The organism is Catenulispora sp. GAS73 (genome assembly GCF_041262085.1).
GTDB lineage: Bacteria > Actinomycetota > Actinomycetes > Streptomycetales > Catenulisporaceae > Catenulispora.
Window position 1 is genome coordinate 70,749 of record NZ_JBGCCM010000031.1, and the last position, 11,119, is coordinate 81,867.

11 protein-coding genes are annotated in these 11,119 nt (G+C 73.0%); 5 read left to right on the forward strand and 6 right to left on the reverse strand.

What is annotated here, in order from left to right; translation table 11 throughout:
* Positions 1–108 precede the first annotated feature (108 nt).
* Complete coding sequence (locus tag ABH935_RS37100) at positions 109–1,488, reverse strand: MFS transporter (RefSeq protein ID WP_370382649.1); 1,380 nt, start codon at positions 1,486–1,488, stop codon at positions 109–111.
* A 107-nt stretch (positions 1,489–1,595) separates the two neighbouring features.
* On the opposite strand from ABH935_RS37100, the gene ABH935_RS37105 reads away from it, so the two are divergent.
* Positions 1,596–1,883 (forward strand): Dabb family protein, encoded by a 288-nt coding sequence (locus tag ABH935_RS37105; RefSeq protein ID WP_370382650.1) that lies wholly within the window; start codon positions 1,596–1,598, stop codon positions 1,881–1,883.
* 28 nt (positions 1,884–1,911) lie between these two features.
* On the opposite strand, the gene ABH935_RS37110 is transcribed toward ABH935_RS37105, so the two are convergent.
* The gene (locus tag ABH935_RS37110; protein ID WP_370382651.1) at positions 1,912–2,199 is read right to left on the reverse strand and encodes a YciI family protein; all 288 of its coding nucleotides are present in this window, start codon (positions 2,197–2,199) and stop codon (positions 1,912–1,914) included.
* A 142-nt stretch (positions 2,200–2,341) separates the two neighbouring features.
* Here ABH935_RS37110 and ABH935_RS37115 point away from each other — a divergent pair, with 142 nt between their 5' ends.
* From ABH935_RS37115 to thiD, 3 genes are all read left to right on the forward strand, one after another.
* Positions 2,342–3,244 (forward strand): LysR family transcriptional regulator, encoded by a 903-nt coding sequence (locus ABH935_RS37115; RefSeq protein WP_370347518.1) that lies wholly within the window; start codon positions 2,342–2,344, stop codon positions 3,242–3,244.
* Positions 3,245–3,258: 14 nt separating this feature from the next.
* Positions 3,259–3,783 carry an N-acetyltransferase family protein gene (locus tag ABH935_RS37120; RefSeq protein ID WP_370382708.1) on the forward strand — a complete coding sequence of 175 codons (525 nt, stop codon included), beginning with the start codon at positions 3,259–3,261 and terminating at the stop codon, positions 3,781–3,783.
* Between the two features lie 63 nt (positions 3,784–3,846).
* Positions 3,847–4,686 (forward strand): bifunctional hydroxymethylpyrimidine kinase/phosphomethylpyrimidine kinase, encoded by an 840-nt coding sequence (thiD, locus tag ABH935_RS37125; RefSeq protein WP_370382652.1) that lies wholly within the window; start codon positions 3,847–3,849, stop codon positions 4,684–4,686.
* Positions 4,687–4,831: 145 nt separating this feature from the next.
* Here the strand turns inward: thiD and egtD are convergent, their stop codons facing one another.
* The 4 genes from egtD to ABH935_RS37145 are packed head-to-tail and all read right to left on the reverse strand — an operon-like array spanning position 4,832 to position 8,974.
* Entirely contained in the window at positions 4,832–5,803 is a 972-nt protein-coding gene (gene egtD / locus ABH935_RS37130; protein WP_370382653.1) for an L-histidine N(alpha)-methyltransferase, read from the reverse strand.
* Positions 5,800–6,546: an ergothioneine biosynthesis protein EgtC gene (gene egtC / locus ABH935_RS37135; protein ID WP_370382654.1), complete on the reverse strand. Its 747-nt coding sequence runs from the start codon at positions 6,544–6,546 to the stop codon at positions 5,800–5,802. The genes egtD and egtC overlap by 4 nt, the downstream gene beginning before the upstream one ends.
* Positions 6,546–7,886 (reverse strand): ergothioneine biosynthesis protein EgtB, encoded by a 1,341-nt coding sequence (gene egtB, locus ABH935_RS37140; protein WP_370382655.1) that lies wholly within the window; start codon positions 7,884–7,886, stop codon positions 6,546–6,548. Before egtB ends, egtC begins: the two co-directional genes overlap by 1 nt.
* Positions 7,883–8,974: a glutamate-cysteine ligase family protein gene (locus tag ABH935_RS37145; RefSeq protein WP_370382656.1), complete on the reverse strand. Its 1,092-nt coding sequence runs from the start codon at positions 8,972–8,974 to the stop codon at positions 7,883–7,885. The genes egtB and ABH935_RS37145 overlap by 4 nt, the downstream gene beginning before the upstream one ends.
* 286 nt (positions 8,975–9,260) lie before the next feature.
* Between ABH935_RS37145 and ABH935_RS37150 the strand changes: the two genes are divergently transcribed.
* On the forward strand, positions 9,261–11,105 hold the full coding sequence (locus ABH935_RS37150) for a DAK2 domain-containing protein (RefSeq protein WP_370382657.1): 1,845 nt from the start codon (positions 9,261–9,263) through the stop codon (positions 11,103–11,105).
* Positions 11,106–11,119 lie beyond the last annotated feature (14 nt).

The window sequence follows — 11,119 nt, forward strand, 5'->3', positions numbered from 1 at the left end:
CCCCCGTGGGACCGGCGCCGCCCGCCGGGCAAACCGCACCTCGGCGCCCGGCACCAAGCGCCCGGCACCAAGCACCCGGCACCAAGCACCAGGCACCCGGCCTCCGGATCAGGCGCCGCGCCGCGTCAGCCCGGTCAGCACCAGCGTGACCAGCGCGCCGACGGCCATCGCGATCCCGGCGGCGTGCATCCCGGACAGCGTGCCGAGGATCGCCACCCCCAGCGCGCTGCCGGTCTGCCGGGCCGCGTTCAGGGCGCCCTGGCCGGTCGCGGCGAGCGCGCGCGGCGTGGCGACGGCCATGTCGGCGGTGATCGAGGGGATGGTCATCGTGGTGGCGATCGCCATCAGGACCTGCGCGACGGTCACCACGGCCAGTGAGGTGTGCGGTCCGACCGTGTACAGGACCGCGCCGACCGCGACGTTCACCGCCATCGCCACCATCACCATCGGGCGGGCGCCGAAGCGGTGGGCCAGCCGGCTGGTCGCGAACGGCAGGAAGCACAGCGGGACCATCATCGGCAGGAACGCGATGCCGGTCATGGCCGCACTCATGTGCCGCGTCTCCTCCAGCCACAGCGTGACCGAGTACAGCAGGCCGTAGAAGATGTAGTTCGCGGCGACCGCGGTCACCAGGTTGTTGCGGACCCGACCCAGGCGGAGCAGCTCTGGCGGCAGCACCGGTGTCTCGGCCCGGCGCTCGACGAGGGCCACCGCGACCGTCGCCAGCACCGCGACCGCCAGCGCGATCAGCGCGGCCGGCGTGCCCCAGCCCTCGGTGCCGGCGTCCACCAGGCCGTAGGTCAGGGCGCTGAGCGCGACGGTGAACAGGACCAGGCCGGGGACGTCGAACTTCTTGCGCTGCTCGGACCGGTTCGAGGACAGGCCGCGCACCAGGAACCACGAGACCAGCGCCAGCGGCGGGTTCACGACGAACACCAGGCGCCAGCCGCCGGCCGCGACCAGCGCGCCGCCGAGCACCGGCCCGACGGCCAGCCCGATCCCGGACAGCGCGGCCCACGCGCCGACGGCCTTCATCCGTTCCTTGGCGTCGGGGTAGAGGCCGGCGAGCAGCGCCAGCGAGGCCGGGACCATGCCTGCCGCCGCCGCACCGAGCAGCGCGCGGCCGGCGATCAGGCCGCCGACGCTCGGCGCGGCCGCGGACAGCAGCGATATCAATCCGAACAGGGCGACTGCGCTCTGGTACACGCGGCGGGCGCCGAACCGGTCGGCGATCGCGCCGGAGGCCAGCATCAGCCCGGCGAACACGACGGTGTACGCGTCCACGGTCCACGGCAGCGCCGAGGCCGAGGCGTGCAGGTTCGCCTTCAGGTCGGGGAGGGCGACGTTCAGTATGGTCGCGTCGAGCAGGACCATGAAGTTGCCGGCCACGATGCCGGCGAAGGCGGCCTTGGTCCGGCCGGTGGGCGCGGCGCTGGGGGCGGGGGCGGGAACGGTGGTCTTCGGTGCGGCGTCGTCGGTCAGTGCCATGACCCGAGGATCGCCTCGGCCCCGCCCGCCCCGACAGGCCGACTTTCCGATCGCCCCATCGGGGACTCCGATGGCGGGATCAGCGGAGCCTGCGCGAAGATCGGAGCGTGATCAGAAGCATATTGCTCATCAAATTCACGCCCGAAGCCACCGACGAACAGATCGAGGCCTTCGGCAAGGCTCTCGGGGACCTGCCGTTCGAGCGGCGGCGCCACTTCGAGTTCCATCGCGACGTCCGCCTGACGGACGACGCGATGGACGCCGCGGTGATCGCCGACTTCGACGACGAGGAGGCATACCGGGCCTGGGTCGCGGACCCCGGCCACCACGAGGTGCGGTCCCGCTTCCTGGACCCGATCCGTGCTCAGCGGGACCGGATCCTGTTCCGGATCTGACGTCGGTCCGGCCGGCGGCGGCGCTGCCTCAGCCGGCCAGCCAACTCCCCAGCACCGGGTTGAACTCGTTGATCCGCACCCGGCTGACCAGGTCGGCCTCGGCGAACGGGTCGTGCTCCAGCAGGGCCTTCAGCGCCGGCTCGTCCTCGACCTCGAAGATCAGCAGCGCGCCGGTGTTGTTGGCCCACGGCCCGGACACCAGCAGCTCCCCGCGGCCCTGGGCCTCCGCCAGGAAGGCGCGGTGCGCGGGGCGGATCTCGTCCCGCTTGGCGGTGTCCGCGGTGTAGACGTATTCGACGGCGAAGCGAGCCACCATGTCTCCTTGGGAATGGAAGTTTCAGTCCAGCGACGGCGTTCTGTTCAAAGGCTCCGGGGGATCCGGCGCGCGGCCCCGGGCTTCGCACGCACCGTACCCTGCGGACCGCCCCTATCGGAGAAGCCGATGGCAGGATGGTGGCATGGACACCCGACAGTTGCGCGCGTTCCTCGCGGTCGTGGACGCCGGCGGCATCTCCGCGGCCGCCGAGCAGCTCGGCTACGCGCAGAGCAGCGTCAGCGACCAGTTGCGGACCCTGGAGCGGGACCTCGGCACGCCGGTCCTGAACCGGACGAGCATCGGCACGGTCCCCACCGAGGCCGGGCAGCGCCTGCTGCCGTACGCGCGCCGGATGCTGGACCTGGACGGCGAGATGCGGCGCACTGTCTCCGGGAAGCGTCCGCTGCTGCGCATCGGGGCGTTGCAGTCGCTGGCCGACGAGTGGCTGCCCGAGATGCTGACCGCCTTCGACCACGGGGCCGCGGGCCCGGAGACCGCGGACGTCACGGTCACCGTCACCAGCCGCACCCGGCTGATGGAGGAGCTGCAGGAAGGCCGCCTGGACGCCGTGTTCACGCTGGACAGCGGCCCGGCCTACGACGGCCCGACGGCGGTGGTCGGCACCGACCGCGTGGTGCTGGTGACGGCGCCCTCGCATCCGCTGGCGAGCGTGCACCCGCTGACGCTGGACGACGTCCGCGCCACCGAGTTCATGGTGACCGAGATCGGCTGCATCTACCGGCAGCTCTTCGACGAGAGCGGACGCGACCTCGGCCCGTCGCTGAAGATCGCGATGATCACCGGCTCGCTGAACGCGCTGCGGCGCCTGACGGTGAACGGCCGCGGCGCTGCGCTGCTTCCGAGATTCTCGGTCGCGGCCGAACTGGAGTCCGGGGACCTGGTGATGCTGGATCTGAAGCAGGGCCTGGCGCCGCTGACCATCGAGGCGCGGTGGCGGGACGGGATCGGGCCGGCGGCGGCGCCGTTGAAGGCCTTGGTGGAGCTGACGCAGAAGTTCAGCCCGGCGGCTTGGGCGATGGCGTGAACGATGCTGTGCAGATCCGCGATGGTGTCGCGGTCGATGAGGGTGTGGTCGCTGAGGATGTGGTTGACGCCGCGCAGGGCATCCTCGCCGACCTGGTCGCCGGCGGCGCCGCGCTCGGTTGGGTGGAGCCGCCGTCGAAGCCTGCGGTCGCCGAGCTCCTGGCGAAGGTGAGCGCTGCTTCGCGCGCCGGCGACGCCGCGCTGCGGTTGGCGTACTCCGGCGACCGCTTGCTGGGCCTCGGCTACTGGCTGCGCTACGAGCGGCCCACGCATCGTCCGAACGCGGATCTGGAAAAGCTCGCCATCGCCTCCGACGCGCAGGGCATGGGAGTCGGCCGCCTGCTCACCGCCGCGTTGGTGGACAGCGCGCGTGCGGCCGGCATCGAGGTCCTGACCCTCGACGCCCGCGGCGACAACGCGAACGCGCTGCACCTGTACCGCACACTCGGCTTCCGCGAGTACGGCCGCCTCCCGGGGTTCGTCGCGGTCGGGGAGCGGCGCTACGACAAGGTCTTCTACATGCTCGACTTCCGGGTCTGACCGAGCCTGACCGAGCGTGAGGCGCCCGGAGACCTCACCCCCGCGGCTCGTATGCTGATCACCATGTCCGCAGCCCCCGGTGCCCCCGCAGGTTCCGCTTCCAGCGCCCCGCCCCGCGTGCTCACCATCGCCGGCAGCGACTCCGGCGGCGGCGCGGGCATCCAGGCCGACCTGAAGACGATGCTGGCGCACGGCGTGCACGGCATGTCCGTCCTCACCGCGGTCACGGCGCAGAACTCGGTCGGCGTCCAGGACTTCTGGGCACTGCCGATCGAGGCGGTGGAACGCCAGTTCCGGTCCGTCGTGGACGACATCGGCGTGGACGCGGTGAAGACCGGAATGCTGGCCTCGCCGGAGCTGACCTCGACGGTCGCCCGGCTGATCGGCACGCTGGACCCGGCGGTCCCGGTGGTCGTCGACCCGGTGAGCGTGTCCAAGCACGGCGACCCGCTCCTGGCCCCGGAGGCCCTCGACGCCCTGCGGCGCGAACTGCTGCCGCACGCCACGGTCGTCACCCCGAACCTCGACGAGGTCCGCCTGCTCACCGGCCTGGACGTGGTGGCCGAGCCGGAGATGGCGGCCGCCGCCCGAGCCCTGGCCGACCTCGGCCCGCGCTGGGTACTGGTCAAGGGCGGCCACCTGAGCGACCACCCGCAATCGGTGGACCTCCTGGTCGGCCCGGACGGCGAGGAGCACTGGCTGCGCGCCCCGCGCCACGACAACCGCCACACCCACGGCACCGGCTGCACACTCGCCAGCGCCATCGCCTCCCGCCTGGCCCTCGGCGACGACGTCCCAGCCGCGGTCCACGCCGCGAAGGAGTACGTCACCGGCGGCATCGCGGCCGGCTTCCCGCTCGGCACCGGCATCGGGCCGGTGGACCACGGCTGGCGCTGGCGGTAGCACTCAGCCGCGCGCCCTTCAGTCCCGCGGCGGCGACCCCAGCTGGTCCACCTGCACTGACCCGGGGCGCACACCGTGGCCGTCCGGGGAACGGGATCCGCATCCCGTTCCCCGGACGACATCAGCCCTTAGCCAGCCTCAGCCCTCAGACCGCCTCGGCCAGCGAAAGCCCGAACCGCCCGAGCTCATCGGTCCACCACCGCCGCACCGCGAACCCGGCCGCGCCGAGTTCGCGCGCCACGCCCTCGCGGCGGAACTTCGCCGAGATCTCGGTTCGCAGCTCCTCGCCGCGCTCGAACGACACCCCCAGATCCAGCTCCTTGAGTCGGACCGACAGGTCTCGCCGGGCCCGGAGCCGCATCTCGATCCACTCCGCCTCCGCGTTCCACAGCGCCACGTGGTCGAAGTCGTCCGGATCGAAGTCGGCGTCCAGTTCGCGGTCCACGACGGTCAGCACGTTCTTGTTGAACTCCGCCGTCACGCCGGCCGCGTCGTCGTAGGCCGCGACCAGCGTCTCAGGGTCCTTCACCAAGTCGGTGCCGAGCAGGAGCCACTCGCCGGGCCGAAGTCCGGCGCGCAGCCGGGAAAGGAACACCGAGCGCTCCTCGGGCAGCAGGTTGCCGATCGTTCCGCCGAGGAAGACCACCAGCCGCGGGCCCGCCGATTCCGGGATCGCCAGCCGTTCCTCGAAGTCGGTGACGACCGCGTGGATGGTCAGGTCCGGGTAGCGCTGCTGTAGTTGCTCGCCGGACGCCAGCAGCGCGGCCTCGCTGACGTCGATCGGGTCGTACCGGCGCAGCGTGCCGACGTCGCGCAGGGCGTCCAACAGCAGCGTCGTCTTGGTCGACGAGCCCGAACCGAGCTCCGCCAGCGTCTCGGCGCGTGTCACGTCGGCGATCTCGGCCGCGCGGGCCGCCAGGATCTCCCGCTCGGCGCGCGTCGGGTAGTACTCCGGCAGCCGGGTGATCTCCTCGAACAGCTCGCTGCCGCGCGCGTCGTAGAACCACTTGGGCGGCAGCCATTTCGGCTCGTCCGTCAGGCCTTTGAGAACGTCGTCCCGCAGCGCCGCCGCGAAGAAGTCCTCCGGCAGGTGCCGCTCGATCTCTATACCGCTCATCGTCCCACTGACCTTTCCTCGGATCCCTTCCGGCCTTCCGCGCTCCACGTGTGGACCCCCTCGCCGACATCGGCCCAGTCAGGCGAGTCGTCGTCCGGCTCCGAGGCGACGACCGTGAAGCCGTCGCCGGTCCGGGCGCTGAGGGTGTCGCCGAAGACTGAGGCGACGATCGTGGTCTCGTTCATCAGCAAGAGGTTCAGCCGGGCCTCGGCGACCGCGGCGACGTCGGCGACCACCGAGGCGACCGCCTCGCGCATCGCGGCGCCCTCGCGGACCCGGGCCTGGATCAGGGCCCAGACGAACGCCGAGTCCGTCCGCGATTCCAGGGCCAGCAAGTCGGCGGCGGGCACGATCTCGGCGAGCTTCGCCACCGAGCTCGGGTAGCCGCCGATCGATCCGTTGTGGCTGAACAGCCAGCCTGCGCCCTGATACGGCGCGGCGGCCTCGGTGCCGGTGGCCGAGCCGGTCGTGGCGTCGCGGACGGCCGCCAGCACCGCACCGCTGCGCGTCACTCGGGCGACGTCCGGGAACGAGGGGTCGGCCCAGATCGGACCGGCCCGCCGGTACCGCGCCGGGACCGGGTCCCCTTCGGCGAACCAGCCGACGCCGAACCCGTCGGCGTTCACCACGCCGTGCCTCTGCCGAGCCGGCTCCCAGCTCTGCCGGTACAGGGAGTGCGGCGGGTCGATCAGTAACTCGCGCAACGATTTTCGCGGCCCCAGATAGGCCAGGTGCCGGCACATCAGAGCACCCCGTCCCGCGCCGTCCGGAAGCCGGAGAAGATCTGCCGCCGGATGGGGTAGTCCCAGTTCCGGAAGGTACCCCGGCACGCCACGGGGTCGACGGCGAACGAGCCGCCGCGCAGCACCTTGTACTCCGGGCCGAAGAAGACCTCCGAGTACTCCCGGTACGGCCACGCGACGAAGCCGGGGTAGGGCAGGAAGTCCGACGACACCCACTCCCAGACGTCGCCGATCAGCTGCCGCGCCCCGCACGGCGCCTCGCCGTCCGGATAGGAGCCCGCGGCCGAGGGCTGGAGGTAGGACTGGCCGAGATTCGCGTGCTGGGGCAAGGGATCCTCATCGCCCCACGGATAGCGCCGCGACCGGCCGCTGATCGGGTCGTACCGCGCGGCCTTCTCCCACTCGGCCTCGGTCGGCAGGCGCCGGCCCTTCCAGGCCGCGTAGGCCTCGGCCTCGTAGTAGGTGACGTGGACGACCGGCTCCTCGGCCGGCACCGGCTCGACGATGCCGAAGCGCCGGCGCAGCCACTGCTCGCCCTCGCGCGTCCAGTAAAGCGGGGCGACCAGGCTCGCCTTCTGCCGGTGCGCCCAGCCGGCCTCCGACCACCAGCGGGGGTCGTCGTAGCCGCCGTCGGCGATGAACTCCAGGTACGCGCCGTTGGTGACCGGCGTGGTGTCGAGCCAGAACCCTGCGACGTCGACCTCGTGCGCCGGCCGCTCGTTGTCCAGGGCCCAGGCCTCGGTCGAGGTGCCCATGGTGAACGGCCCGGCCGGGACGAAGACCTCCGCGGGCAGCGCGGGCGCGTCGGCCGGCGGTGCGGGAGGCGCGGGGCGGTGCAGGACCGGCTCGCCGGTCCGCAGCTGGTGCGTGATGAGCATGGTCTCGTCGTGCTGCTGCTCGTGCTGCGCGATCATGCCGAAGGCGAAGCCGCCCTGGCTCAGTTCCGCGTCACCCCAACGCGGCTGCTCCAGCAGGTCCATCACCCGGCCGCGGACCTCGTGGACGTAGCGGCGGGCTTCGTCCGGGGGCAGCAGCGGGAGGGTGGGGCGCTCGGCGCGCGGATGCTCGAAGGCGTCGTACAGCGGGTCGATCTCGGGGTGCATCGGCTCGCGGCCGCCGAGATTGCGCAGCAGCCACAGCTCTTCCTGGTTGCCGATGTGCGCCAGGTCCCAGACCAGGGGCGACATCAACGGGGAGTGCTGGCGGATCAGGTCGGGCTCGTCGACCGGTCCGGTCAGGCCCTGGGTGCGCTCGCGGGCGCGCTCCAGGCTGCGGGCTATGCGCTCGGTCAGGTCGGCCGCGCCGGCTGGTGAGCTGGTGTGGTCTATGGGCACTGTCATGGGAGGTCCTCCTCGGCGTAGCGCGCGACTTCGGCAGTCAGCTCGGCGGGCACGTCCATCCGCTCCAGGGCGGACAGAGCGGCGTCGAAGCAGGCCGCGGCGGCTTTCCGGATCGGGGTCAGTTCGAGGGCGGCCTGGGCGTCGTCCGCCGCCCGGGCGTCGTGGAACAGGGCTGTGAGCAGTGCCGTCGGCACGCGCCACAGATCGCCGGGCAGCGCGTCGAGCACCCGGAACTCCAGGTGCCCGCGCGGCCGGACCGGCGGGAAGAGGGTGGTCAGGTGGTAGGCGAGGTCGTCCAGGGTGGGGGCGCGGTCCTCGCCGGGTTCCAGCGCACCGGTCTTGATCCACTCCCGGAAGGTGAGCCCCGGCGGCGCGGTCCAGGGCGCGCCGTCCGGGCGCTGGACGCACATCAGCTTGGCGTCCAGCGCGTACTGCGCGTACGCCAGACGCAGGTCGGGGGATTCCAGGGGTGGGGCGGCGGTGCGCCCGGGGTCGATCGCGGCCCACACCGCCGGCCGGTCGGTCCGGCAGAAGACGGCGGTCAGGACCGGGGTGAGCTGGTGCGCCAGCAGCCAGCGGCGGCGGAAACCCTCCGGACCGTCGTGCTCGGTGCCGGCGTCCAGGTTCACCTGGATCGAGGCCGTCGAGCACATCATGACGCGGCCGGAGCCGTTGTCGCGGTCGAAGAAGTGCTCCATCGCGACGTAGCGGGGATGGTCGATGACGCGACTCGGGGGGTGGCCGTGCTCGCGGCCCATGCCGACGAGCTCTAAGCCTGCCTCCGCAGCCGATCGCCGTAAAAGAGTCAGGTCACGGTCCGTGGCGGCGATCAGATCGCGGACCGTGTCGGCGGGGGAGGAGCTGAGTTCCCACTGGCCGCCGGGTTCCATCGTGAGAGAGCCGGACAACGGCTGCTCCGCCGCGTCCGCGAAGGCACGCAGGAGACGGTCACGCTCCGGCAGGTGCTCCGGACGGCATGCGTCCCGGGGGAACCATTCCAGTTCCACCCCGACGCGGCTCGGCGGACCGGTCTTGAAACAGATGCCCGAGATGTACTCCAGAGCACCTTCCACCGTGAGATGGGTCATGCACTCCATCGTGACATGCGGTACCGACACAGTCGCGGGTCGAGAGCCTTACCGTTTTCTGAACACGAAAAACCGCAGGTCCGCCCCGGTGGGGCTGACCTGCGGTTTCTCAAGTCGTCACGGCGTGCGGCTTTTACCACCACTTTGCCTTCCCGAAGGCGCTTCCCGAAGGCACAGTGCGCCTCCGCCGAAGCACACGCTCAGCGCGCGACCTTCAGGGTCCGGGACGCGGCGCCCGACCTCGCGTGCGCCGGCCCTCACGGGTGGCAGCGGTACCCTGGCGGCCATGCCCCCCAGCGTCCCCGGATCCGCCGCGAGCGCCGCCGTGCCGCCTTCGCGCGCGGACGCCACCCCCGACGCCACCCCCGACGCCACCCCCGACGCGTCCCCCGTCGACGCCGGGGCGCTGCGCCGCTGGGCCGGGGCGGCGCTGGCGGTGCTGGGCCGGCACCGCGAGGAGATCGACGCGCTGAACGTCTTCCCCATCGCCGACTCCGACACCGGCACCAACATGTACCTCACGTTCGAGGCCGCGTGCCGCGCGCTTGACGACCGCCTGGCCGCCTCGGGCCCCGCGCCCTCGGTCCCGGAGGCGCTGCAGGCCCTGGCACACGGCGCCCTGCTCGGCGCCCGGGGCAACTCGGGCGTGATCCTCAGCCAGTTGCTGCGCGGCGCTGCCGGAGCCCGCTACACCGGCTCCGCCGTCGACGGTGCGGCGCTGGCCGCGGGGCTCGCGGCGGGGGCCGAATCGGCGTACGACGCGGTGGCGCGGCCCGCGCCCGGGACGATCCTGTCGGTGGCCGCGGCGGCGGCCCAGTCCGCTTCGGCGGCGGTGGTGGCGATCGGGGAGCTGACCGCCGCTTCCGCGCAGCTCACCGCGAACGACTCCCTGGCCTACGTCGCGCAGGCCACGGCGGCCGGCGCCCGCGAGGCGCTGGCCCGCACCCCCGACCAGCTCGACGTCCTGCGCCAGGCCGGCGTGGTCGACGCCGGCGGGCTCGGCCTGGTAGTGCTTCTGGACACCCTCGCGGCCTACACCGGCGGCCTGGACCCGCGCGGCGCCTTCCGGCAGCGGCGGCTGGCCGCCGCCCCGGCCGTCGGGCGCGCCCTCGCCCCGGCCCGGACCGACCCCGAGTTCGAGGTCATCTACCTGGTGGAGGCCACCGACACCGCGATCGCCGAGCTGCGGCGCGAGCTCGACGAGTTCTGCGCGCGCGGCGGCGGCGACAGCCTGGTGGTGGTCGGCGGCGACGGGCTGTGGCGGGTCCACGTGCACGTCGACGACGCCGGCGCCGCGCTGGAGGCCGGGATCGCCGCCGGGCGTCCGCGCGACATCCAGATCACCCACCTGGCCTCCCAGGCCGCGTCGCACGCCGAGCCGCCGTCGCTCCCGGCCGGCTCGGCCGGCTCGGCCGGCTCGGGCGCCCCGGCGGTGCCGGCCGTGCGTCCGACCACCGTGCGCCCGACCCGGGCCGTGGTCGCCGTGGCCTACGGCGACGGTATCGCCGGGCTCCTGGAGTCGGCCGGGGCGCACGTGCTGCGGGCCGAGCCCGGCCGGCCGCCGAGCGCCGCCGACTTCGAGCGGGCCGTGGCCGCCACCCGGGCCTCGGAGGTGGTGCTGCTGTCCAACGACGCGGAGACCACCGCGGTCGCCGCCGCCGTGGCCGAGCGGCTGTCCGCCGGGCAGCCGTCGATGCGGGTCGCGGCGGTGCCGGCGAAGGTGACCGTGCAGGGGATCGCGGCGCTGGCGGTGCACGAGCCGTCCCGGCGCTTCGACGCCGACGTGGTGGCCATGACCGCGGCGGCCGGCGCCACCCGGTACGGGGCCATCGAGGTGGCCGCCACCGAGGCCTGGACCATGGCTGGCGTGTGCCGGCCCGGGCAGGTGCTCGGGCACGTCGAGAACGATGTCGCGCTGATCGAGGACGACCAGGTCGCCGCGGCCGAGGCCGTGCTGGAGCGGATGCTGTCGGCGGGTGGTGAGATGGTGACCTTGGTGGTCGGTGACGACGCCGAGCTCGGCGTGCCCGAGACCGTGACCGACCGGGTGCGCGCCCGGCATCCGGTCGTGGACGTGGTGGTGTACGAGGGCGGGCAGACCGGCTACCCGCTCCTGATCGGCGTCGAGTAGTCCGGGAGGTGTCC

What these genes read in the sequence shown, in the direction of transcription:
- egtB (WP_370382655.1), bottom strand. Translation starts at nt 7,886, where the DNA reads ATGACAGTGCCCATAGACCACACCAGCTCACCAGCCGGCGCGGCCGAC.
- egtC (WP_370382654.1), bottom strand. Translation starts at nt 6,546, where the DNA reads ATGTGCCGGCACCTGGCCTATCTGGGGCCGCGAAAATCGTTGCGCGAG.
- ABH935_RS37115 (WP_370347518.1), top strand. Translation starts at nt 2,342, where the DNA reads ATGGACACCCGACAGTTGCGCGCGTTCCTCGCGGTCGTGGACGCCGGC.
- egtD (WP_370382653.1), bottom strand. Translation starts at nt 5,803, where the DNA reads ATGAGCGGTATAGAGATCGAGCGGCACCTGCCGGAGGACTTCTTCGCG.
- ABH935_RS37150 (WP_370382657.1), top strand. Translation starts at nt 9,261, where the DNA reads ATGCCCCCCAGCGTCCCCGGATCCGCCGCGAGCGCCGCCGTGCCGCCT.
- ABH935_RS37100 (WP_370382649.1), bottom strand. Translation starts at nt 1,488, where the DNA reads ATGGCACTGACCGACGACGCCGCACCGAAGACCACCGTTCCCGCCCCC.
- ABH935_RS37110 (WP_370382651.1), bottom strand. Translation starts at nt 2,199, where the DNA reads ATGGTGGCTCGCTTCGCCGTCGAATACGTCTACACCGCGGACACCGCC.
- ABH935_RS37145 (WP_370382656.1), bottom strand. Translation starts at nt 8,974, where the DNA reads ATGACCCATCTCACGGTGGAAGGTGCTCTGGAGTACATCTCGGGCATC.
- thiD (WP_370382652.1), top strand. Translation starts at nt 3,847, where the DNA reads ATGTCCGCAGCCCCCGGTGCCCCCGCAGGTTCCGCTTCCAGCGCCCCG.